Source organism: Streptomyces sp. CA-179760, assembly GCF_050937045.1.
GTDB lineage: Bacteria > Actinomycetota > Actinomycetes > Streptomycetales > Streptomycetaceae > Streptomyces.
This window is the reverse complement of the sequence record NZ_JBNJLZ010000001.1, coordinates 9,338,590-9,360,420: the sequence shown is the minus strand read 5'-3', so window position 1 is coordinate 9,360,420 and position 21,831 is coordinate 9,338,590. Positions and strand designations below refer to the sequence as shown.

The window sequence follows — 21,831 nt, the reverse complement described above, 5'->3', positions numbered from 1 at the left end:
GTCAGCCCGATCGTTACCGCGAGGGCGGTAACTGTTCGTCTACAGTCACCGGATGCCAGTACTCCTCGATCTCAGGGGCGCGAAGAGTTCGGACGTGACCATCGGGACGTCACCGATCTCCGAACTTCAGGCCTGCTTGCACTCGCTGGCCGAGCCCGACCACCACCTGGACTCCCGGTCATGGCTGACAAAGGTCAGCGAATCCCTTCCACGGGAATTTCGTGCCGGACTGACGCGATTCGCGCCGCTCTGGGCCCGCCGCCGCTGCCGCCTGATGCTCCCGCTGAGCCCTCCGCTCGACGCGGAAATCGAGACGGAGATCAATCGCCTGTCGCAACTCGACGAGACCACGTTCGTCGAGGCCGCCGCCTACGCGATTCAAGGCGGATCCTTCGACCCGAGCGGAGCGCTCACCCAACCGGCCGACTTCGTCACGGCATGCGAAGCACGCTCGTTCTCCCGAGGCGAGTTGGCTAAGAGATTGATCGACGATCCGGAGGAGTTCCGGAAGTCCCTGGTACGGATACTGGAGGACTCCGTGGAGGAGTTCTTCGCGGAAGAATGGGAACGCATTCACGACCGTCTGCGCGACGAGGCCGAGCAGACACGTTCCAGGCTCCGAAAACTACCGCTAGAGGAGCTGATCTCCTCAGTGAGCCCGGCCGCACAGGTCGTTCAGGGCGGCAGAGGCGTACGCTTCGATAAGTTTCAGGACCTCAACGTCCCACTCCGCGGGAACCATGTCTTCCTCGTGCCGACCATTCACGGCCGCCCTCACCTCATCATTCGAGGCGAACCAGGATTCCCGGTCGTGCTGCATTACCCGGTGGCATGGCAGCGCCAACCGCCCTCCATCGAGGAAGTACGCCAACGGTTGCTGATCCTTTCCGACCCTGCACGCCTGAGCCTGTGTCGCCATATGGTCAACGAAGCGATCACGACATCGGATCTCGCTCGTCGCGCAAACATGACACGACCGCAGGTTTCACGGCATCTTGCGAAACTCCGCTCGGCCGGGCTCCTGACGTCGCAGAGAAGTGGCAGGAACGTTTATCACCGAGTCGATGTGAACCACCTCATGCACATCGGCGTAGAACTTCTCCGGGTCATAGTTCGGTGAATTGAGCACGCTGGCCATCCTCCTCCCGCTTCGAGCCCACACAGCAGGAAGCCGACGTTGCTCGACAGCGCCGCCCAGGTTGTATCCCCGCCACCGGAGCGGATTCTCTTGGCGTTGAGGCCAGCGGTGCGGCGGATGCGCCGTACGGTAGCCTCGTCGAGGCGGGCGGTGACCGGGGCGGTGAGGGCTCGCGCCTGCTCCGGGAGCAGGTCGCCCGGCCGGTGTACAGACGTCCGGTCAGCGGGCCCCCGATCTCACCTCGATCCAGACGGCCCAGCTGAGTGGGGCCGCCGAAGCTGAGGTCCGCGGCCCGAATTCCCGTGTTTCGGCGGACGACGGTGGCCTGCTTGGTGTTCTGCCGCAGGGTCCAGGGCCGCCACCGCGCCGGTCATGCCGATTGTTGTGCGGCGTCGACCGGGCATTGAGGGCCGTTTCGCAGGTCATGCAGCGAGCTTTCCAGGGAGTTCAAGCGGCTGCTCGCGGACAGGAACGGCAGGCTGGTGGGCCCCCCGGCTTCCGGCCGGCGTCGTACATGCCAGCCATCGGCGTGATCGACAGCATCGAGACAGCCTTGCACGGGCAGTCCGGCGCAGGTCGTCCGCCGGTCGGCTGCCCCCGCCCTCAGAGGTCCGTGATGACGGGGGACAGCAGGGTGGGGTCGGTGGAGGCCCTGACCACCACCTCGGGGGTCAGCCGTTCGGACTTCACCTGCTCACCGTCAAGACGCCGGACGAGCAGCTCGACGGCGAGGCTCCCCATCTCGTGCATGGGGGAACGTATGGTGGTCAGCGGGATGGGCAACTCCCGTGCCAGCGGTGTGTCGTTGAAGCCGGCCACCGCCACATCCTTGCCGGGGCGCAGACCGTGGTCGCGCAGGGTGCCCAGAACGCCGATCGCGGCGAAGTCGTTGACCGCGAAGATCGCCGTCGGCCTCACCCGTCCGCGCAGGAGCTGCTCGGCAGCCTGGCGGCCACCCGCGGCGTCGAAGCGAGAGTGCACGATCCGGGAGGCGGGGAGCCGGATGCCGGCCTCCCGGTAGCGGTCACGGAAGCCGGCCGTCCGCTCGATTCCGGTGCTGGCGTACGGTTCGCCGGCGATCACGGCCACACGTTCGTGTTCCAGCTCAAGGAAGTGCTCCGCGAGCAGCCGACCCCCGAGGTAGTCGTCGCAGGTCACCGAGGGGTGCTCCCCTGTACGTCGGTTGACGAGGACGAACGGGGTCGGGCGGTCGGCGATCTCGTCGATGAAACGGCCGTCGATATGGGCGTCGCCGAAGATCAGCCCGTCGACACGGCGGGAGAGTGCCGCTTCGGTGCGCGCTTTCTGCTCACGGGGGACGTCGTGGCTGTTCATGACGAACGTCGTCAGGCCGAGACGGGTGGCGGCGTCCTCGATGCCTTCGTAGATCGTGGCGAGGACGAGGTCGGACAGGCGCGGGACGATCACGCCGATCAGCTTCGTGCGCCGGGTACGCAGACTCGCGGCATGGGGATTCGAGCGGTAGTTCAGCTCATCCGCGACACGTCGGATCTCATCCGCCTTCTCGCGCGATGCCGCGCGTCTGGCATCGTCCGGAGAACCGTTGAGCACGCGGGAAGCCGTGGACACATCGACCCCCGCCAGCTGCGCCACCGTACGCAAGGTGGCATGGCGCTGTCCCTCACCCTGATTCACCGTGCCGTTCCGCCTCTCCCCCGCACCGAGCTTTCCACAGGACCTTGACAACCACCTCGCTCGGCGACTTTCATCATAACCAACGACATGCCCAAACGATTGGGTAAACGGTCGTCGTACATCGTTCGAACTGTGGCGGCACGACTCGCCGACTCCCCTCCCGGCCCTCCGAGGCTGATCGATCCGAATCTACCCAATCGATTGGGTACCGATCACACACTGCGCATACCCAATCGATTGGGTACCAGAAGGAAAGGGTCATCATGAACCAGATCGGCTTTCCGCGATGAGCTGGACGGATCCCCCGGAGAGCGCGGGCTTCTTCGCCGGGCACACGGTACGTGGGCTCGCCGAGCAGTTGCGTTCCGGTCGGGCGTCCCCGCAGGACCTGGTCGACCGTGCCCTGCGGGACGCCGCGAGGCTTGATCCGCACCTCGGCGCGTTCGTGACCGTGGACGCCGATGGGCCCGGGCTTCGGCGCACCTGGCCGCACGGGAACTGGCCGGAGGCACAGACCGTGGCCCGCTGCACGGGGTGCCCGTTGCCGTCAAGGACAACGTAGCCACCGCGGGCCTGCGCACCACCATGGGCTCCCGCCATTTCGCGAACCACGTGCCCGCGCAGGATGCTGATTGTGTGGCCAGGCTTCGCTCGGCCGGCGCGATCATCCTGGGCAAGACGACGACACACGAGTTCGCCTACGGGCCGACCGGGGACCGCTCGGCGAACGGGGCTGCCCGGAACCCGTACGACGGCGCGCGCATGTCCGGCGGCTCCAGCGGTGGCTCCGCGGCGGCGGTCGCCGCCGGCATCGTGCCGCTGGCACTGGGCACCGACACCGGCGGTTCGGTGCGCATCCCGGCGGCGTACTGCGGGATCGTGGGCCTCAAGCCCACCCAGGACGCGGTCCCCACCGACGGTGTCTTCCCGCTGTCCCCGACCCTCGACACCGTCGGAGCACTCGCACGTACCGCCGACGACTGCCGCCTGCTGTGGGAAGCACTCGTGGGGCCCCGGCCCGACGGGCCCGGCGCCGCGGGGCAGCCGCACACGGCCCCGCGGCCACGCATCGGCTGGATCGACCCGGAGACCCTCTTCCCCACCGACAGCGCCGTGACCCGCGCGGCACGCCGCACGCTCGACCTCCTGGGCCCGGACGAGGCGCGAGTGGACGAGGTGGCCATGCCCCCCGAAGCACTCCTTCCCGTCTACTCGACCATTCAGGGTGCCGAGGCGTACTCGGTGCACGCCCATCGGATGGCTTCGGCGCCCGGCCTGTACGACCCGGAGGTCCTGGCCCGGCTCCGGGACGCGGCCGGCGTCCAACCGGCGGACTACCACGAGGCACTGCTCGTCCGGCGGCGTGCCCGCGGCGCGATCGTGGACCTGCTGCGCCGCTACGACCTCCTGGCCCTGCCCACGGTCCCCATCCCGGCCCCGCTCCTGGAGGCCCGGACGGTGCCCGCGACAGGCGGGAGCGTCGATGTCCGCAAGGCGCTGCTGGCCCTGACCAGCCCCTGGAGCGTCGCGGGACTTCCCGCACTGACCACGCCCGCGGGCTTCGTCGACGGCGTGCCGGTCGGACTGCAACTCATCGCCCCGCCGGGAGGCGAACACCTGCTGCTGACCACCGCAACGGCTCTGCACAACGCCGCTGAAGAGGCACACCTGAGGATCCCCCCGAGCCACGGCCTCACCGAGCCGGAGACCGGCACCCGCGACCACATGCCCCACATCCCCGCAACGACCCAGCTCTGAAGGGAGCACCCCATGCCGGACCGTCCCGCCGAGGCCACCAGCCCGGTCACCGCCGCCGCGATCCAGTTCGACCCGCAGGTGGGGGTGGAAAACAAGGAGAAGAACCTGAGCCGGACTTTCGACCTGATCAACGAGGCGGCCGACCATGGCGCCACCCTGATCGTCCTGCCCGAACTCGCCAACACCGGCTACGGCTTCGCCACGCGGGAAGAAGCCTACGCACACGCGGAGGAGATCCCCTCCGGCCCCTCCTGTCAGGCATGGGCCGACCTCGCCCGCAGCCGTCAGCTCTATCTGGTGGCCGGCCTCAGCGAACGCTCGGGCGAGCAACTCTTCGACACGGCCGTGCTGTTCGGCCCGGACGGCTTCATCGGCAAGTACCGCAAGACCCATCTGTGGGACCGCGAGAAACTCGTCTTCACCCCCGGTGACCTCGGCTATCCGGTCTTCGACACCAGGATCGGGCGCATCGGACTGCTGGTGTGCTGGGACATCTGGTTCCCCGAGGTGCCACGCCTGCTCGCGGTACAGGGTGCCGACGTCATCTGCAGCGTGAACAACTGGGTCTGGACCCCGCCGCCCCTGTTCGACGAGTCCGGCAAGTGCATGGCGGCCTACCTCACCATGACCGCTTCCCACGTGAACAACATCTTCTTCGTCGCGGCCGACCGCGTAGGCACCGAACGCGGCGGCAAGTTCCTCGGTTGCTCACTCATCACCGGAACGAACGGCTGGCCCGTCGGAGAGATCGCCTCGCCGGTCGACGAGACGATCGTCTACGGCGACCTGGACCTCGTCTCCGCGCGCTCCGCCCCGATCTGGAACCAGCACAACGACCTCCCCCGCGACCGTCGTACCGACCTCTACGACGACAGACTCGGCTACCGGCGCGGCGACGCCCAGCCGCGCTAAGGAGCCACGCGATGACCTCCTCCACCGACACCGAACCGCCGAGGGCCACCATGGCAAGGGCCGCAGGAGGCGCCGTTTCTCCCGGCCTCGCACGAGTCCTCGCCGGCCTCGCCCTCGTGGCCACGACGGCCGCGGCGGCGGCACTCCTCGACCGGTTCACGGATGCGCTGCCCCACTGGCTGCCCGACTACGCCACCTGGCAGGCCGGGGCCTACTCGCAGGCCGGGGACTTCCTGCACTGGTGGATCGGCGACACCTCGGAAGCCCAGTTCTACAAGAGCGGCATCGGCAGCCTGGGCATGCTGGCCGGCGCGTGGATCGCGCACGTCGCCTGGAAGCGGAGCAGGCGCTGGGCGGGCTTCCCCATCAGCTACGGCACCGGCCTGTGGCCCTGGCTCCTCGCCTCCGCCCTACTCGGTCTGCTGCTCTCCGACATCGCATGGGGCTGGACGCTGCCCGCCACCGGAGCGTGGCAGCCCACCTTCGTCCCATTCGTCTCGGTACCGCCCGCGGTGGTCCTCATCTACGGCGCCGGATGGACCGTCGCCGCCACCGGAGCAGTGCTCGGCGCGGCCCTGACCACTCCCATCGCCCTCCTCGTCGTCAACTACGTCTGCGTTCCACTCGACCTCCCCTCGGTGATCGGCAACGTGACGGGCATGTGGGCAGGCGCCCTCCTCGCCTTTCTCCTGTGCCGGTACCTGCCGTGGCTGCCAAGGCCACTCACCTCCCAGAACTCCGAGACCTCCGACGCTCCCGGCCACGCCGGCCAGGAAGACGCCACCGCAGGCGACCAGGAAGCCTCGGCACGGGCGCGACAGGGCCCGTTCTGGGTGGTACGCCGCGTCCTGGCCGACTTCACCGAACCACAGTTCTATGGCAACGAGATCGCCTCGATCGGCCTCATCGGCGGCACTGTCCTGACGTACCTCCTCAACCCGCTCACCCCCGTCTACGGGACCGGACTCCTCCCCGCGGTCCTGACCGCCCAGTTCCTGACCGCGACCGTCGGTGTACTGCTCTACCAGCGCCGATGGGCCGCCGCGGGCTGGTATCCCACGTTCGTCCCCGTCGTCTCGGTGGCACCGGCGACCGTCCTCACCTACGGGGCCACCGTGCCCGCCGTCATCGTCGGCGCGGTACTCGGGGCGCTCGCGGCCCCTCCCCTGGCGGCATGGATCTCCAAGCGGCTCCCGGCCGACTTCCACCCCTTCATCGGCAACGTGATCTCCATGGCCATATGCACCCTGGCCATCGTTCCGCTGTTGGGAACACTGCCCGGATTCACCACCGCGTCCTGACCTTCTACGACACCGAGGAGCGGGCCTTTCCGACGCGCACCCACACGCGCCCGGAAAGGCCCGCTCTCCGGCCCTCCCCGCCGGCTCCCGCCGATGCCCTGAGAGAACCGCCATGGACACCCTGACCCTGCTGCCTCCAATGCCGTCGCCGACCCGCGTTTCGGTGCCGCCCGATCCTCGAACAGCGCTCTTCACCGCTCCGGCCGAGGCCGCCCGGGTTCCGGCAGCCCGCCATTTCACCCGCGTTGTGGCGGCACGGTGGGGTATCCCCAGGACACCCGCGACGCCGCCGAACTGATCGTCGGCGAACTCGCCGGCAACGCAGCCCGGCACGGGCGCGCCGCGATGAATCTCTGTCTCCGTCTCGGACCGGTCGCGCTCCACATCACGCTGGAAGACTTCGGAGCCGGGCCGAGCCCTCAGCGCGACCCGGACGACGAGGATCCGTGCGAGCACGGACGCGGCCTCGCGATCATCGATTGCCTCGCTGACCGGGTGCATATCCACCAGGGAACGAACAGCCACCGCGTATACGTCGGCCTGGGCCTCACTCTGCCAGGGGCTGACGGGTATGCAACCCCCTCACCTGCCCTTCGTCAGGCCGGCGCCTCCCGGGCCTCGTCCGCATCGGGCTCGGCCTCCAGGTACCAGCGCAGTTTGCGCACCCCCGGTGCGAGGGACATCCGGGCCACCACGGGCTCCAGGGCCTCGCCCACGTGGCCGTCGATCTCAACGGTGGCCAGCAATCCGGCGTGTTCGCCATGCCCCGGCTGGCGCGCAACGCAGTGAGCGCGTTTCAACCTGAAGTTGCAGGTCCCGGGGCTGGCGTGGGTCGCGGGTGGGGTGCTCGTGCCGGTCGGAGGTGTGATCGGTAGGAGGTGATCGTCCGTCAGCGGTGGACCTCGGCGTTTGTCAGCACGAGGAGCGCCCGTAGCAGCGTGGTCGCGTGTCGGGCGTTCATGCGGACCTTGGTGAGGATCCGCCAGTTCTTGAGGTCGGTGAAGCCGTGCTCGTTCGCCGCTCGTTCGCGGCTTACCAGCCGGTTCGCCTCCTTCTGGGCGTCGGTGAGCGGATGGCCGCGGGTCGCTCGCCGGCCAGTGACGATGACCGGGTCGTCGGGGTCGTCGTCCAGGCCGACGAAGCCGAGATCGGTCAGAGCGCCCAGACCGGCCTCCCGCAGGTGGGTGGTGATCCTGTTGTGGCGGGCGGTGGTGATCTCGCTGGAGCGTCCTGGCTTCGCCGCCGAGATCCAGACCAGGTTGCCCGTCTCGTCGGTCAGGGCGAGGAACAGCAGGCCGTGGGCCTTGTGCTTGCCTGAATGGTTCGGCCGGTTCTCGTGCCCTGTGCGTCGGCGGGTGCGGACGAGGGTGCCGTCGAGCAGGACGACGACGCCACCCTTCCGGGCGATTTTCTTCAGGGCGCGGTCCAGTCGCGGGGCACGGGCCGACAGTAGCTCGATCACTTCCAGCAGCCAGCGGCGCACGGTCGACGCGGAGACGTCGTTGCCGCCCGCCATGCCGGAAAGCCGCTGGTCATGGCGGAGGACCGCCAGGACGATCAAAGCGATCCGGCCGGGCGGGAGCTTGCGCCAGCGTGAGCGGATCTTCTTCAGGTGACCGCGGAGCAGGCCGGCGACCAAGTCCAGGGTGGCACTCGACAGCGGCAGGCGGCACTGGTAGACCAACCCCTCAGTGCCCTCGACGGGACTGGCGTTCTTTCGCATGGAATCCCCAACTCCCGTCGGAGGCATGCGCGTTACGCCCGAATCCGGCCTGGTCCGGTCAGGCGGACGGCTGCGCCAGGGTGGTGAAGCGGCCGGCTGGGGTGCGGTGCAGCCAGCCCCGGTCCGCCAGGCGCCTGAGCTTGTCGCGTACGGGTTCGACCTGCCCGGGCTGGGCGCCCCTGCCGAGCCGGACACTGACGTCCTTGGCCGGGACCGGTTCCGAGGCCGCGGTCACCAGCTTCATGATCGCCTGGTAGTCGGCGGGCAGCGCGCTCTCGTCCATGCCCGGCTCGCGGTGCGGGACCAGCAGCATCCCGCCCGCGCCCGGAGACGGCACCCGCTCCAACGCCTCGTCCACGTCCGGGTCGTCGGCCTGCCCACTCCGCTCGGCCTCAATGAACTGCCCGATCACCATCTCGGCGGCTTCCAGCCGGACCACCTCGGCATCGATCTCGGCGAGTTCCGTGCGCAGCCGTTCGGCGCGATCGGCCAGCACCACTCTCCGCTGCATCACCCAGACCAGCATGTCCGCCACCAGCAGCCCCTTCCCACCCGGCTCTCCTCGGAGCCTACGAGGCACTCCCAACCCCACATCACGATTCCGACGAACCGGCAACGCGTCGGGTGATCACCTGCTAACGATCACACCACCGACCGGCACGAACACCTCAGCCCCCGCCCACACCAGCCCCACGACCAGCGAACTCAGGTTGAACAACGCTCAGTGTCTCCCTGAGTGCCCGGTTACTGTGACAAGCCTCGTTGACCTGCGCAAGAGGTGTGCCGCCGCAGGCAGGCAGGACAGCGATCGTCACATTCGGGGCCCGTGCCTTACACAACGTCCGAACAGCGGGTTCCGGCTGGACAGATCAGGCGTTGTCGCGTTGCGCGGCGGCTTGGATGCTCGGACACCGGAGCTGAGCCAAGCAACCAGACCTCGTCGTACGGCCAGGAGACACCATGACCGCACTGTCGCCGCACCTTCGCCAGGCCACGCCTGTGGTGGCGGTCCGGGGCGAGGGCGTCCACCTGTACGGCGAGGACGGCCGCCGCTACCTCGATTTCACCGCCGGCATCGGCGTCACCAGCACCGGCCACTGCCACCCCAAGGTCGTGGCGGCGGCCCAGGAGCAGGTGGGCACGCTGATCCACGGTCAGTACACGACCGTCATGCACCAGCCGCTGCGCCGCCTCGTGGAGAAGCTGGGCGAGGTGCTGCCGGCCGGCCTGGACAGCCTGTTCTTCACCAACTCCGGCAGTGAGGCCGTCGAGTCGGCGCTGCGGCTGGCCCGCCAGGCCACCGGCCGGCCCAACGTCCTGGTCTGTCACGGCGGCTTCCACGGCCGTACGGTCGCCGCCGCGTCCATGACGACCTCCGGGATCCGCTTCCGGTCCGGGTTCTCCCCGTTGATGAGCGGTGTGGTCGTCACGCCGTTCCCGACGGCCTACCGCTACGGCTGGGACGAGGAGAGCGCCACCCGCTTCGCCCTGAAGGAACTCGACTACACCCTCCAGACGATCTCCTCGCCGGCCGACACGGCCGCGATCATCGTCGAGCCGGTCCTCGGCGAGGGCGGCTACGTCCCTGCGAACCGCGCCTTCATGGAAGGCCTGCGCGAGCGGGCGGACCGGCACGGCTTCCTGCTGATCCTCGACGAGGTACAGACCGGCGTCGGCCGCACCGGCCGCTTCTGGGGCCATGACCACTTCGGCGTCACCCCCGACATCCTCGTCACCGCCAAGGGAATCGCCAGCGGCTTCCCGATCTCCGGCATCGCCGCCTCCGAGGAACTGATGACCAAGGCCTGGTCCGGCTCGCAGGGCGGCACCTACGGCGCCAACGCCGTCGCCTGCGCCGCCGCCTGCGCCACCCTGGACGTCGTACGCGACGAGAAGCTCGTGGAGAACGCCGAGGCGATGGGCGCGCGGCTGCGGCAGGGCCTGGAGGCGGTCGCCGACCGGACGCCGGGCATCGGCGACGTCCGCGGCCTCGGACTCATGCTCGCCACCGAGTTCGTCACCGAGGACGGCAGCCCCGACCCGAGACCGCCACCCGCGTCCAGCGCGCCGCGATCGACGAGAGCCTGCTCCTGCTGCAGTGCGGCGCCTGGAACCAGGTGGTCCGCATGATTCCGGCGCTCGTGATCGACGAGGCGGGCGTGGACGAGGGCCTGCGGGCCTGGGCGAAGGCGGTCGAGGCCGGCACGTCGGGAGCCGGGGACCGATGACCACCGCCACCCGCGACCTGGCGGGTCTGACGGCCCGGATCGCCGAGATCGCGCCCGGTCTGCGGGTGGAGACCGGCCCGAGGGCCACCGGCCCGTACGCCTACGACGCCTCCAACTACCGGGTGCTGCCGCGGGCGGTGACCTTCCCGCGCACCGCCGACGACGTGGTCGCGGTGCTGCGGGCCTGCCGTGAGGCGGGCGTGCCGGTCACGGCCAGGGGCGGCGGCACGAGCATGGCCGGCAACGCCTTTCGGGCGCCGTCCCCTTGTACACGAAACCCCCTAATTCCTCCCGTTCGACGAACCTGATACAAGGCCAAGGATCGGCTGCGCCGAGCACGACGATTCATGGGAAAACCCAGTGGCGGCTTCCTCCCGGAACCGAGTCTCTCGATCCCCGAAGCGGGAGACCGGCATCCCAACCCATATGAACTGCGATGCGACGGCGGAGATCAGCGGCTACACGGACCTCACCGTCGACTGGATACGGAAGGCGCTCCTTGCGTCCGCAAGGGGCTGCTCTGACCGCACCGCCTGACCGCCAGCGCAGGTGTGTGCGTGTGATGCGCGTGCCGAACAACCCCTCGAGTTCTGCGCGGCTTTGATCCAACTGGCAAGCCAACAGCAAGGACAGTCCATGATGCTTAATCAGGTGGAAACCTCCAGCCCTGACGACGTCGCGCCGGGGCAGACCTACGAGCACGCTGCGCGTGCCGGAGACTTCATTTTCGTGTCCGGCCAGATCGCAAAAGACGAAGCCGGTTCGTGGGTCGGCGGCGATGCGACAAACCAAGCCACGCAGGTCTATCGGAACCTGGATCGCGTTCTGACTCATATGGGGGCTACGCGGTACGACGTCGTCAAGGTCACGACTTTCCTCACAGACGTGCGGGACAAGGATGCTGTGACGAAGGTTCGGCTCAACTACTTCGGGGATCATCGTCCGCCGCATACCGGAATGACCGTCGCCGCCCTGGGCTTTCCGGAAATCACGATGGAGGTCGAGGTCGTGGCCTATCTCCCGAAGGGCAAGACCGCCCGATGAGAGTCGCGCTCTACGACTACGCCAAGCTCTATCGTGAGCACCGCGAGGAAATCGACGCCGCGATCGCCCGAGTGCTGGAAAGCGGACAGTTCCGCTGGGGCGAAGAGGTGCCGGCATTCGAAGAGGAATTCGCGAACTGGGTCGACGCGCGGCACGCTGTCGCCGTGGGCTCGGGTACGGCCGCGCTGACGGTCGCTCTGCGCGCGCTCGGGGTCGGGCCGGGAGACGAAGTGATCACGGTTGCGAATACCGATCTCGCCGGATCAGCGGCGATCAGCGCGGTCGGTGCGTCCGTCGTCTGGGTCGACATCGACCCCGAGTCACGATGCATCGACACCACCGCCTGCGAAGCCGCGATCACGCCACAAACCCGCGCCCTGCTGCCAGTCGACATGTACGGCCATCCCTCGGACATGATTGAGATGCGGCGCATCGCCGACGGCCATGGCCTCGCGCTCGTCGAGGACGCCTGTCTTGCGCTCGGCGCGGAGATCGACGGCAGGAGGCTCGGCAGTCTGGCTGACGTCACCTGCTTCAGCTTCTCCTCAGGGAAGCACCTCGGCGCCATCGGAGCCGCGGGCGCCTGCACGACACAGGATGCCGCTTTGGCGGACCGGGTCCGTAGGCTCGCGTCCGACGGTCAGGCTCGGGGACGGCACTACGGCACGAAGCCGGGACTTGGCCTGCATCACGAGACGGAGGGCCACAACCAGCAGATGGACGAGATGCAGGCGGCTATCCTGCGCGCGAAGCTGCCCCATCTCGACGAGACGCTGGCGGTACGCCGTGCTCAGGCTGACCGCTATACGGAGCGTCTCGCCGGCCTGGCGGATCTGCCCGGACAAAAGACGGGCCTCCGTCATGCTTGGCGGAACTACGTCATTGAGCTCGATCAAAGGGATGCGCTGGCCGCTCATCTCTTCGCACGGGAGATCGACTGCAATGCGCTCTATTCCCCACCGATGCATCTTCAGCCGGTCTACAAGGGCCTCGGATACGCCGTCGGCAGCCTGCCCAGGACGGAGCGTTCATGCAATCGGCTTCTTGGTCTGCCACTGGGACCGCATCTGAGCCTCCACCAGATCGACATCGTCGCCGAGGAGGTACGCGCTGGATTGGCATGATCCACGGCGACTGCCGGTTCTTGTGCGTGATCAGACGTAGTCGCCCAGTGCTGCCAGGGACATGTGGCGCAAGCAGGGCCCGCTGGCGTCGCGTACGCACTGGTGGCCGGAAGAGGCCACTGGCCTGATATGTGTACCCCACACTGGTGATCGGGCAGTTCATTGAGGCCGAGCGGAGTGGGCAGGCCGACGACCCGGACGTGGACGAGGCGTTGGAGCGGGTGCCGTCTCCGGGCGCGGGCGGGATGCTGCTGGTCCCGCACCGCGAGCCGGGCATGGACGAGAGCGCGCTGCCCGCCGACTACCAGGCGATCATGAAGCTGGTGACCGCGGCCTCGGAACCGGTCCCGGCCAAGGACGTCAGTGTCCGGCTCGGCAGGGGCGCCCAGCCCGGGCAGGTCGAACCCGTACGCGACAAGCTCAGGCGCCTGGCGGACCGGGGCTGGCTGCACCGCACCCCAGCCGGCCGCTTCACCACCCTGGCGCAGCCGTCCGCCTGACCGGACCAGGCCGGATTCGGGCGTAACGCGCATGCCTCCGACGGGAGTTGGGGATTCCATGCGAAAGAACGCCAGTCCCGTCGAGGGCACTGAGGGGTTGGTCTACCAGTGCCGCCTGCCGCTGTCGAGTGCCACCCTGGACTTGGTCGCCGGCCTGCTTGTGCTTGCCTGAATAGTTCGGCCGGTTCTCGTGCCCTGTGCGTCGGCGGGTGCGGACGAGGGCGCCGTCGAGCAGGACGACGACGCCACCCTTCCGGGCGATTTTCTTCAACCCACCTGCGGGAGGCCGGTCTGGGCGCTCTGACCGATCTCGGCTTCGTCGGCCTGGACGACGACCCCGACGACCCGGTCATCGTCACTGGCCGGCGAGCGACCCGCGGCCATCCGCTCACCGACGCCCAGAAGGAGGCGAACCGGCTGGTAAGCCGCGAACGAGCGGCGAACGAGCACGGCTTCACCGACCTCAAGAACTGGCGGATCCTCACCAAGGTCCGCATGAACGCCCGACACGCGACCACGCTGCTACGGGCGCTCCTCGTGCTGACAAACGCCGAGGTCCACCGCTGACGGACGATCACCTCCTACCGATCACACCTCCGACCGGCACGAGCACCCCACCCGCGACCCACGCCAGCCCCGGGACCTGCAACTTCAGGTTGAAACGCGCTCACTGCTGGTTCATGCCTCTGAGTACGTCGTCCTCGGCTCTGCCCGCCAGCGGAATCTCGTATCTGTACTGCGGATGTCCCATCCCGAAGCCGTCCCGGGGACTCCGCGGAAGCCAGCCGGCGGCGCTGAGCCGAGCGGCCACATGGGCGCCGACCGGGTCGGTCCACCGGCCGGACACCTCGGTGGGCCGCCTGCTGCCGCAATGCGCCGCCGGCGGATCGAGCCACGTTTCGATCTCGCCGGTCCAAGGGCGGCGGAGTGTCGCCCGGGCGTATGCACATCTCGATACGCCGACGATATGTCCCCTCGCCGCCCCGCGGTGGGAGCGGCGTTCACCAGCTGATTCCGGCCGCCACCGGCCGGTGGTCACTGCTCGTGGCCGGCAACAGCCACGCGCTCCTCGGCTCCACACCGCGGACCAGGATCTGGTCGATCCGCGCCACCGGGAACTTCGCCGGCCAGGTGAAGCCGAAGCCGTCCCCGGCCACGTCCTGGACCGAGCGCAGCTGCGAGGAGAGGCCGTCGAGCGCACGATCGTCCACGGTGCCGTTGAAGTCGCCCAGCACCAGTACCCGCTCACTGCGCTCGGCGGCGACCGCCTCGGCGAGCTTCGTCGCGCCGGCGTCGCGCGAGTCGGTCCAGAAGCCGCCTCTGGGCATCACCCGCACCGAACCCAGATGCGCCACGTACACCGCCAGCGGTCCCTGCCCGGTGGTCACCGTGGTGCGCAGCGCCCGGGGCGGGTCCACCGGGGTGTCCTCGGGCCGCAGCTTCTCGGCCAGGGGCCCGGCCCTGCCCCGCAGGACGTCGACCGGCCGGGTGCCGGACAGCGGCAGCTTGCTCCACAGTCCGACCGTGCCCTGCACGGTGTGGTGCGGGTATGCCTGCGCGAGCTCCTTCTCATACGTGCCCCTGGCCTGGTCGGTCAGCTCCTCGAGCGCCAGCAGGTCCGCGCCGGAGGCGGCCAGGTCACGGGCGGTGCCGACCGGATCGCGGTTCTCGGCGGCGACGTTGTGACTGACGACGGTGAGGTCGCTGCCCGCGTGGGACTTGTCGCCGAGCAGCCCGCCGAAGAGGCTCACCCACGCCACGGCCGGAAACACCAGCGCGGTGACCGCGGAGGCGGAACGGCGCCAGAGCGCCGCAGCGAGCAGCACCGGGACGAACAGACCGAACCATGGCAGGAAGGTCTCCACCAGGCTGCCCAGACCGGCCCGGTCCGTGAGCGTCCCGTGCAGCAGCAGAAGCAGGCCGAGCAGGAGCGCGCACGCCGTGGGTACCGGGCCGCGCTTCCACGGGCCCGGCCGGGAGCCGCCCGCGGGCATCGCGGCTGTGACGGCCGTCGGGCCGACGGTGGGCAACCAGCGAACCCGGCGGGTCGTCGTTGCTCGTGCTGATGCTGGAGTTCGAGGCATGCCGCTAGTGAAAGCACTCCGGTGTTGCCAGCACGTATGTGGTTCTTGTTACGCCGACGATATGTGCCGACTCGTAGTCTTCAGAACATGCGTGTCTTGATCGTCGAGGACGAGCCCTACATGGCAGAAGCGATCCGCGATGGCCTGCGCCTGGAAGCGATCGCGGCCGACATCGCCGGTGACGGCGATACCGCCCTGGAGCTGCTGAGTATCAACACCTACGACATCGCCGTCCTCGACCGTGACGTTCCCGGTCCTTCCGGCGACGAGATCGCCAAACGCATCGTCGCCTCCGGCAGCGGCATACCCGTTCTGATGCTCACCGCGGCCGACCGGCTCGACGACAAGGCGTCCGGGTTCAAACTCGGCGCCGACGACTACCTCACGAAACCTTTCGAACTCCTGGAGCTCGTGCTCAGGCTCAGGGCACTCGATCGCAGGCGCGCCCACAACCGGCCGCCGGTGCGGGAGATCGCGGGGCTGCGCCTAGATCCGTTCCGCCGCGAGGTCTACCGCGACGACCACTACATCGCGCTCACCCGCAAACAGTTCGCGGTCCTCGAAGTCCTCGTCGCCGCCGAAGGCGGTGTCGTCAGCGCCGAGGAGCTCCTGGCGCGCGCGTGGGACGAGAACGCCGACCCGTTCACCAACGCCGTCCGCATCACGGTCTCCGCCCTGCGCAAACGCCTCGGCGAGCCCTGGCTCATCGCCACCGTGCCGGGCGTCGGCTACCGCATCGACACGACGCGCGACACCGGGCGTGAGGGGGGCGGTGGTCGTGGATAGGCAGCCCGGATGGAGCGTGCGCCTCAAACTCACCCTCAGCTACGCCGGATTCCTCATGCTGGCCGGCGTCCTGCTGCTCGCGGCGGTGTGGGTGTACCTCCTGCGCTCCTACCCATCGGGCATGCTGATCCGCTCCGTCCTCCTGCAGGGCTTCGGCCCGGCGGTAGCCGTTGTACTGGTATTTCTGCTGATATTCGGTCTTCTGGGAGGCTGGATCCTCGCCGGACGCATGCTCGCCCCCCTGGACCGCATCACCCACGCCACCCGTACGGCCGCGGCCGGATCGCTGTCCCACCGGATCCGGCTACCGGGCCGCAAGGACGAGTTCCGCGAACTCGCCGACACCTTCGACACGATGCTCGCGCAGCTCGAAGCACACGTCGCGGAACAGCAGAGATTCGCCGCCAACGCTTCCCACGAGCTGCGTACGCCGCTCGCGATCTCGAAGACACTCATCGACGTCGCCCGCGCCGACCCGAACCAGGACAGCACCGAACTCGTCGACCGCCTCCACACCATCAACACCCGGGCCATCGACCTCACCGAGGCACTGCTCCTGCTCAGCCGCGCCAACCAGCGGTCCTTCACCCATGAACACGTCGACCTGTCCCTCGTCGCGGAGGAAGCAGCAGAAACGCTCCACCCGCTCGCGGAAAAGCACGGCGTCGCCCTCGAGACCAGCGGCGACATCGCCCCCACGACCGGTTCGCCCGCACTCCTGCTGCAGCTCACCACGAACCTCGTCCACAACGCGATCGTCCACAACCTGCCGCAACAGGGCACCGTCTGGGTTCACACCGGCGTGCGCCCCAAGACCGTGGTGCTCACCGTCGAGAACACCGGCGAGCAGCTCACCCCCCAGCTGGTCGCGACCCTCACCGAACCCTTCCAGCGCGGCACCGAGCGCACCCACACCGACCAGGCAGGCGTCGGCCTGGGCCTGGCCATCGTCAAGACCATCACCAAGGCACACGACGGAACCCTCACGCTCACCCCACGCCCTGTCGGCGGGCTCCGCATCACTGTGGAACTGCCCGAGCCATGAGGAGGGAGGATCACGAAAACGGTGTTCACCACTCGGTTGGCGTAGACGGGGCAGGCGGACATACTCGGCGTCCCGGTCGCCGAGTTGGAGCGTGCCGCCGCCTACGCCAGGGGCGACGTGGATCAAACGCCGTTCGGCGGGGGGTGGGCGACGGCCCGTCACCTCTGGTTCATCCGAGGGGATTTGACGCGCCGTGAACCCTAGTGCGCGCTCATGCACCCTGCCACCCAGGCCCGCACGAGGGCATCCCGCTGACGGACGTTGAGACTGCGGTACTCCAACACCCGCTGGAAAACCTGCGGTCCGAGCGACTTCGGCCCAAACCGGCCCGAACGCCGCGCTGCCCACGGTGAATGACCCATCTGTTCGCCGACGGTGCGGTCACCGAGCGCGTGCACACGGCCATGCCCGCGCTGATCGTGGTCGCGGTCGCCACCGCCGTACGCGCCGGGGCCGACGCACTCGCCGTGTACGCGGCCACGCGCCTGGCCCTAGGTGTGCTGTTCGGAGAGGTTGGTGACGCGGCTGGCTGGGGTTTGGCCGCTGATTCCGGTGTGGGGTCGGTGGTAGTTGTACCAGTCCAGCCAGTCAGGAAACGCTGCCTGTCGTTCGGCGTTTGAGGTGTAGGGCCGCTGATAGGCCCACTCGTCGAGCAGGGTGCGGTGGAAGCGTTCGACCTTGCCGTTGGTCTGGGGCCGCCAGGGGCGGGTCCAGCGGGGGCCGATGCCCAGGTCGTGGCAGGTGTCGCGCCAGGTGTTCTTGGTGTAGGCCCAGGCGTTGTCGGTCAGCACGCGTTCAACGGCGACGCCCTGGCCGGCGAACCAGGCGGTGGCCCGGCGCAGAAAGCCGGCGCAGGTGGCGGCTTTCTCGTCGGGCAGGTCTTCGGTGTAGGCCAGGCGGGAGTGGTCGTCCAGGGCGGTGTGCAGGCAGGCGTATCCGGTGCCGTTGCGGCGGTCCTGGTTGGCCCGGCCGGCTGCCCGGCCCAGGACCTTGTGACCGCCGCCGTCGGGGATGCGGCCGAGTTTCTTGACGTCGATGTGGACCAGTTCGCCGGGCCGGGCGCGCTCATAGCGGCGGACGGGTTCGCCGGTGGCCCGGTCGCAGGCAGCGAGCGGGGGCAGGCCGTGCCGGACGAGGATGCGGTGGGCGGTGGAGGCGGCGGTGCCGCATCGGGCGGCCAGCCGCACCGGTCCGATGCGATGCTCGCGCCGCAGGCGCACCACCCGTTCCTCGATGGCGGCCGGGGTGCGGCGGGGCTTGTGGTGCGGGCGGCTGGAGCGGTCCTGCATCGCGGCGGGCCCGTGCTTGCGGTAGCGGTCTGCCCAACGCGCTGCGGTGGTGTGGCTGACCTGGAAACGTTCCGCGGCCCGCCGGAGCGGCCATCCGTCGTCGATGACACACCGGGCCAGACGCCTGCCGGTCGCGGTCAGTGGGGCATTACGGTGGAACAACGAGGGCCTCCTGGGAGCCGGTTGTTGATGTCGCAATCCACACCGAACCCGGAGGCCCTCGCCTCGTTCAAGGACCACTCAAGGCGTGTCGCCTGTCACCAACGTCCCGGGACAGCACACCTAGCTTGATCTTTAACCTGTGCGGCGGGGTCGTGGGGTCGTTGACTTCTTCGTTCGCTGCTTCGCCGCTGATGTTTTGCGGGGCGTGTGCACGTCGTGGCGGGGTGTGGGTCGGGTGTTCTTTCTGCCTGAAGGTCGTCCGGGGCCGGGGCGGGACGGTTTCGGTGCTTGGGCCGGGCAGCTGGCCTTGGGGCGGATGTGCCGAAAGTCGCGGCGGACGCGGGCCGGGGTGAGCCTGTCCGGCGGGCTCGGCTTCTCCCAGGGCCGACGCCGGTCGGCTGCCAGCGTTCGGGCCAGCCGCAATTGGGTGTAGGCGGCGAGGATCAGCCATGTCCATCGGTCGGCTGCCTCGGGGGTGCGGATCTTCGGGGAGGTCCAGCCGAGGGTCTGCTTGAAGAGGCGGAAGGTGTGCTCGATGTCGAAGCGTCGCAGGTATGCCTGCCAGAGACGGTCGGCGTCCACCGCAGTGGCGTCGGTGCCTGACCACCACAGCCAGACCGGCTTCGGTGTTGCTCCGCTGGGCAGGTGACCGATGTCCAGGCGGATGACCGTTCCTTCGACGATCGGGAGGGTGCCGTCGTCGGCTGCCCAGGAGGAGCGGTGGGTCAGCTTGGGGTGCAGCCGGTCCCAGGAGCGTGCGGTGGCGGTGCCGTAGAGGCGGGTGTCGGTGACCGTTTCGGTGTCCGGGGTGCCCCAGGTGTCAGGCTGCCCGAAGACGAACTCGCTGCCGTGCCGGGGTGGTCGGCCCTGGGTGTGCGGGAGGCGGGGTGGGGCAGCCCTGCGTAGGACTCGGTCGGATCGCATCCTGGCCAGCACCTGGACCGGCAGGTCCTTGAGGAGGAAGCCGAGGCGGGGTGCGTCGTATCCGGCGTCCGCGACGATGAGGATGTCCGGGTCGCCTGTCTGCCACTGTCCCGCGGTGATCAGTCGCTGGAGCAGATCGCGCAGCTGCCGGGCGGTGACGGTGGCGGTGTCGTCGCCGGGCGTCAGACGCAGTGCGTCCAGCGGTGCGGTCCATGAGCTGCGGCCCGGCTCGAGCGCGCAGATGATCGAGTAGGGCCAGCCGGGGACCGGGATGTGCTGGTCCTTGCCCCGACCGTAGGTGTGGCACAGGATCCGTTCGGGTGAGGTGTGGGCGTCGGGCCGCAGCCAGCAGGTGACATCGACAGCCAGGACCAGCCGGCCATCGACAGCCCGCGGCAGCGGCACTTCGGCCAGTGCCCGCCGCAGCCGGCCGGCATCGACGCGTCCACGGGCCACAGCCGCGTAGAGCCCTCCATGGCCGCGACGGTGTTCACCCACCAGTGACAGCTCGGCCAGCGACCTCACCGGCCCATCACTGCACAGAACGGCATCAGCAAGCTCGAACAACGCGTCCGAACGAGCGGTCAGACAGGCATAGAACTCGCCCCGGAAGCATGACAGTTGCGCCAACGACTCTCGCCGGGCGTCGTGATGCAGCAGACTCATCCTCACGGCCTTCGTGCTGGACGTGTGTGTTCCTTGGTCGGAGCACATGTTCAGCCGAAGGCCGCTTTGGTGTACGGCGGTTACCGGACCAGGTGATCAAGTTCGACACACCATTCGACGCCGGACGTTAAAGATCAAGCTAGGGCCTGTTGCGAAAGTGCTGTGAAGGGTACTGACTCCGGTCAGCGGTCGGCGGCTTCGCGACAACTTCCTCCCAGGAAGCACCGGCCCTGCGAACGCGGGAACGCTACGGGCACCTACTGAGTTCACCGGGCATGGTGAGCACGGTGTGGCAGATCGCTGGGGCAGTCGTTGGGCTGGGCATGGTCTTGTTCCTTGCGGACCGCGCCCTGTTATGGATGGAAGCGCGGGGCTGGGTCTACTGGCGCAAACAGAAGGGTTTGTCTTCCATCGGTGTCGACTTCGTCCAGGGGATAACCCCTGGAGCGCAGGCAGGTAAACGTGGCATGGAACAGGAACGTGCGCGCAAGAACGTCAGGCCGGCAGAGGAACCCCCCTTCCATGTGGACCTAGAAGCGGGGACGGTGCGCATTCGCCGCACCGGGCAGGACGGGCAAGAGCAGTAGAGTCGGATGCAGAAATGCTGGTCACAGCCACTCGTTAATGGCTGCGACCATCACGGTCGCTTCGTAGCGGACGGCGAGTTTGTCGTACCGAGTGGCGACGGCCCGGTGACGTTTGAGACGGTTGATCCCGCACTCGACCGCGTGTCGCTGCTTGTAGTCGTCCTTGTCGAACGTCGGCGGCCGGCCACCTCGCGATCCGCGCTTGAGGCGGTTGCGGACACGGTCCGCCGGAACCGGGATGGTGGCCTTGATCCCGCGTCTGCGCAGGTAGGAGCGATTGCTGCGGGAGTCGTACCCCTTGTCGGCCCGGACCCGGTCCGGGCGCTTGCGCGGCCTGCCGGGCCCCAGCCTCGGGACCCGGATGGCTTCCAGGACCGCTTCGAACTGCGGGGAATCGCCCCGCTGCCCGGCCGTGATCACGACGGACAAGGGCTTTTGCCCCTGCTCGACCGCCAGGTGGATCTTGCTGGTCAGTCCGCCACGGGAGCGTCCGAGGCCGTGGTCGGCCGGCTCGACGAAGATCCCGCCGGGCGGTTCCTTCTGGAGGTCCCCTTTTTTCGCCGCTCCAGCAGCGTGCTGGTGGGCCCGGCAGACGGTGGAGTCGACGTTGACGTCCCTGGTGATCAGGCCCTTCGCATCCGCCTCGGCCTGGAGTTGGGTGAGGATCCTGGCCCAGGTGCCGTCCCGCTGCCAGCGCCGGAACAGGTCATAGACCCGGTCCCACGGCCCATAACGTTCGGGCACGTCGCGCCACGGGGCACCGGTCCGGGTCCGCCACCGTATGCCGTCTATCAGCTGCCGCCGCGTCCACACCTGCGGACGACCGGCTTGAGGCCCAGCGGCAACAACAGCTCCAGCCCGGCCCACTGGCCGTTCGTCAGATCACCACGTCCCACAGAGCGTG

The 21,831-nt window shown here is 68.7% G+C and carries 21 protein-coding genes and 2 pseudogenes; 15 read left to right on the top strand and 8 right to left on the bottom strand.

Annotation, left to right across the window (positions count from 1 at the left end; translation table 11 throughout):
• The first annotated feature begins 52 nt into the window (after positions 1-52).
• Complete coding sequence (locus ACQEV8_RS42375; RefSeq protein ID WP_432972268.1) at positions 53-1,120, top strand: DUF5937 family protein; 1,068 nt, start codon at positions 53-55, stop codon at positions 1,118-1,120.
• Between the two features lie 621 nt (positions 1,121-1,741).
• Here ACQEV8_RS42375 and ACQEV8_RS42370 read toward each other — a convergent pair.
• A complete protein-coding gene (locus tag ACQEV8_RS42370) occupies positions 1,742-2,752 on the bottom strand; it encodes a LacI family DNA-binding transcriptional regulator (RefSeq protein ID WP_432972265.1) in 1,011 nt (336 codons plus the stop codon).
• A gap of 328 nt (positions 2,753-3,080) precedes the next feature.
• Between ACQEV8_RS42370 and ACQEV8_RS42365 the strand changes: the two genes are divergently transcribed.
• From ACQEV8_RS42365 to ACQEV8_RS42345, 5 genes and pseudogenes are all read left to right on the top strand, one after another.
• A complete protein-coding gene (locus ACQEV8_RS42365) occupies positions 3,081-3,356 on the top strand; it encodes a hypothetical protein (protein ID WP_432972262.1) in 276 nt (91 codons plus the stop codon).
• Positions 3,278-4,552 carry an amidase gene (locus ACQEV8_RS42360; RefSeq protein WP_432973394.1) on the top strand — a complete coding sequence of 425 codons (1,275 nt, stop codon included), beginning with the start codon at positions 3,278-3,280 and terminating at the stop codon, positions 4,550-4,552. The genes ACQEV8_RS42365 and ACQEV8_RS42360 overlap by 79 nt, the downstream gene beginning before the upstream one ends.
• A 12-nt stretch (positions 4,553-4,564) precedes the next feature.
• The gene (locus ACQEV8_RS42355) at positions 4,565-5,464 is read left to right on the top strand and encodes a nitrilase family protein (protein ID WP_432972259.1); all 900 of its coding nucleotides are present in this window, start codon (positions 4,565-4,567) and stop codon (positions 5,462-5,464) included.
• 11 nt (positions 5,465-5,475) lie between these two features.
• Positions 5,476-6,765 carry a hypothetical protein gene (locus tag ACQEV8_RS42350; RefSeq protein ID WP_432972256.1) on the top strand — a complete coding sequence of 430 codons (1,290 nt, stop codon included), beginning with the start codon at positions 5,476-5,478 and terminating at the stop codon, positions 6,763-6,765.
• Positions 6,766-7,023: 258 nt separating this feature from the next.
• Positions 7,024-7,272: pseudogene (locus tag ACQEV8_RS42345) on the top strand (ATP-binding protein); the annotation flags it as partial.
• An 89-nt stretch (positions 7,273-7,361) separates the two neighbouring features.
• On the opposite strand, the gene ACQEV8_RS42340 reads toward ACQEV8_RS42345, so the two are convergent.
• The 3 genes from ACQEV8_RS42340 to ACQEV8_RS42330 form a co-directional block, all read right to left on the bottom strand.
• A complete protein-coding gene (locus ACQEV8_RS42340; RefSeq protein WP_432973459.1) occupies positions 7,362-7,511 on the bottom strand; it encodes a hypothetical protein in 150 nt (49 codons plus the stop codon).
• A gap of 143 nt (positions 7,512-7,654) precedes the next feature.
• Positions 7,655-8,488, bottom strand: a complete 834-nt coding sequence (locus ACQEV8_RS42335) for a transposase family protein (protein ID WP_432972253.1) — start codon at positions 8,486-8,488, stop codon at positions 7,655-7,657.
• Between the two features lie 58 nt (positions 8,489-8,546).
• On the bottom strand, positions 8,547-9,023 hold the full coding sequence (locus tag ACQEV8_RS42330) for a hypothetical protein (RefSeq protein WP_432972250.1): 477 nt from the start codon (positions 9,021-9,023) through the stop codon (positions 8,547-8,549).
• A gap of 425 nt (positions 9,024-9,448) precedes the next feature.
• Between ACQEV8_RS42330 and ACQEV8_RS42325 the strand changes: the two are divergent.
• From ACQEV8_RS42325 to ACQEV8_RS42300, 6 genes and pseudogenes are all read left to right on the top strand, one after another.
• Positions 9,449-10,716 (top strand): annotated as a pseudogene (locus ACQEV8_RS42325) (aspartate aminotransferase family protein).
• Positions 10,713-11,024, top strand: coding sequence for an FAD-binding oxidoreductase (locus ACQEV8_RS42320; RefSeq protein ID WP_432972247.1), 312 nt, complete (start codon positions 10,713-10,715; stop codon positions 11,022-11,024). The pseudogene ACQEV8_RS42325 and the gene ACQEV8_RS42320 overlap by 4 nt, the downstream one beginning before the upstream one ends.
• A gap of 328 nt (positions 11,025-11,352) precedes the next feature.
• Positions 11,353-11,760 carry a RidA family protein gene (locus tag ACQEV8_RS42315; RefSeq protein ID WP_432972244.1) on the top strand — a complete coding sequence of 136 codons (408 nt, stop codon included), beginning with the start codon at positions 11,353-11,355 and terminating at the stop codon, positions 11,758-11,760.
• Positions 11,757-12,884: a DegT/DnrJ/EryC1/StrS family aminotransferase gene (locus ACQEV8_RS42310; RefSeq protein WP_432972241.1), complete on the top strand. Its 1,128-nt coding sequence runs from the start codon at positions 11,757-11,759 to the stop codon at positions 12,882-12,884. Before ACQEV8_RS42315 ends, ACQEV8_RS42310 begins: the two co-directional genes overlap by 4 nt.
• A 146-nt stretch (positions 12,885-13,030) precedes the next feature.
• Positions 13,031-13,384, top strand: a complete 354-nt coding sequence (locus ACQEV8_RS42305) for a hypothetical protein (RefSeq protein ID WP_432972238.1) — start codon at positions 13,031-13,033, stop codon at positions 13,382-13,384.
• A gap of 108 nt (positions 13,385-13,492) precedes the next feature.
• A complete protein-coding gene (locus ACQEV8_RS42300) occupies positions 13,493-13,951 on the top strand; it encodes a transposase family protein (protein ID WP_432972235.1) in 459 nt (152 codons plus the stop codon).
• Between the two features lie 434 nt (positions 13,952-14,385).
• Here ACQEV8_RS42300 and ACQEV8_RS42295 read toward each other — a convergent pair whose 3' ends face one another.
• A complete protein-coding gene (locus ACQEV8_RS42295) occupies positions 14,386-15,378 on the bottom strand; it encodes an endonuclease/exonuclease/phosphatase family protein (RefSeq protein WP_432973391.1) in 993 nt (330 codons plus the stop codon).
• A gap of 177 nt (positions 15,379-15,555) precedes the next feature.
• On the opposite strand from ACQEV8_RS42295, the gene ACQEV8_RS42290 reads away from it, so the two are divergent.
• Together ACQEV8_RS42290 and ACQEV8_RS42285 are read left to right on the top strand one after the other, a co-directional pair.
• The gene (locus ACQEV8_RS42290) at positions 15,556-16,254 is read left to right on the top strand and encodes a response regulator transcription factor (RefSeq protein WP_432972232.1); all 699 of its coding nucleotides are present in this window, start codon (positions 15,556-15,558) and stop codon (positions 16,252-16,254) included.
• Complete coding sequence (locus ACQEV8_RS42285; RefSeq protein WP_432972229.1) at positions 16,247-17,299, top strand: sensor histidine kinase; 1,053 nt, start codon at positions 16,247-16,249, stop codon at positions 17,297-17,299. The genes ACQEV8_RS42290 and ACQEV8_RS42285 overlap by 8 nt, the downstream gene beginning before the upstream one ends.
• 491 nt (positions 17,300-17,790) lie before the next feature.
• Here ACQEV8_RS42285 and ACQEV8_RS42280 read toward each other — a convergent pair whose 3' ends face one another.
• Positions 17,791-18,750, bottom strand: coding sequence for an IS481 family transposase (locus ACQEV8_RS42280; RefSeq protein WP_432972226.1), 960 nt, complete (start codon positions 18,748-18,750; stop codon positions 17,791-17,793).
• Positions 18,751-18,882: 132 nt separating this feature from the next.
• Positions 18,883-20,340 (bottom strand): NF041680 family putative transposase, encoded by a 1,458-nt coding sequence (locus ACQEV8_RS42275; protein WP_432966417.1) that lies wholly within the window; start codon positions 20,338-20,340, stop codon positions 18,883-18,885.
• 287 nt (positions 20,341-20,627) lie between these two features.
• On the opposite strand from ACQEV8_RS42275, the gene ACQEV8_RS42270 reads away from it, so the two are divergent.
• Positions 20,628-20,927, top strand: a complete 300-nt coding sequence (locus ACQEV8_RS42270) for a hypothetical protein (RefSeq protein ID WP_432972223.1) — start codon at positions 20,628-20,630, stop codon at positions 20,925-20,927.
• A gap of 21 nt (positions 20,928-20,948) precedes the next feature.
• On the opposite strand, the gene ACQEV8_RS42265 is transcribed toward ACQEV8_RS42270, so the two are convergent.
• A protein-coding gene (locus ACQEV8_RS42265) for an IS5 family transposase (RefSeq protein WP_432972220.1) occupies positions 20,949-21,823 on the bottom strand; the annotation gives its coding sequence in 2 pieces (ribosomal slippage) (positions 20,949-21,763 and positions 21,763-21,823; 876 coding nt in all).
• Positions 21,824-21,831: the final 8 nt, after the last annotated feature.

What these genes read in the sequence shown, in the direction of transcription:
- ACQEV8_RS42375 (WP_432972268.1), top strand. Translation starts at nt 53, where the DNA reads ATGCCAGTACTCCTCGATCTCAGGGGCGCGAAGAGTTCGGACGTGACC.
- ACQEV8_RS42365 (WP_432972262.1), top strand. Translation starts at nt 3,081, where the DNA reads ATGAGCTGGACGGATCCCCCGGAGAGCGCGGGCTTCTTCGCCGGGCAC.
- ACQEV8_RS42355 (WP_432972259.1), top strand. Translation starts at nt 4,565, where the DNA reads ATGCCGGACCGTCCCGCCGAGGCCACCAGCCCGGTCACCGCCGCCGCG.
- ACQEV8_RS42350 (WP_432972256.1), top strand. Translation starts at nt 5,476, where the DNA reads ATGACCTCCTCCACCGACACCGAACCGCCGAGGGCCACCATGGCAAGG.
- ACQEV8_RS42335 (WP_432972253.1), bottom strand. Translation starts at nt 8,488, where the DNA reads ATGCGAAAGAACGCCAGTCCCGTCGAGGGCACTGAGGGGTTGGTCTAC.
- ACQEV8_RS42320 (WP_432972247.1), top strand. Translation starts at nt 10,713, where the DNA reads ATGACCACCGCCACCCGCGACCTGGCGGGTCTGACGGCCCGGATCGCC.
- ACQEV8_RS42315 (WP_432972244.1), top strand. Translation starts at nt 11,353, where the DNA reads ATGATGCTTAATCAGGTGGAAACCTCCAGCCCTGACGACGTCGCGCCG.
- ACQEV8_RS42310 (WP_432972241.1), top strand. Translation starts at nt 11,757, where the DNA reads ATGAGAGTCGCGCTCTACGACTACGCCAAGCTCTATCGTGAGCACCGC.
- ACQEV8_RS42295 (WP_432973391.1), bottom strand. Translation starts at nt 15,378, where the DNA reads ATGCCCGCGGGCGGCTCCCGGCCGGGCCCGTGGAAGCGCGGCCCGGTA.
- ACQEV8_RS42290 (WP_432972232.1), top strand. Translation starts at nt 15,556, where the DNA reads ATGCGTGTCTTGATCGTCGAGGACGAGCCCTACATGGCAGAAGCGATC.
- ACQEV8_RS42275 (WP_432966417.1), bottom strand. Translation starts at nt 20,340, where the DNA reads ATGAGTCTGCTGCATCACGACGCCCGGCGAGAGTCGTTGGCGCAACTG.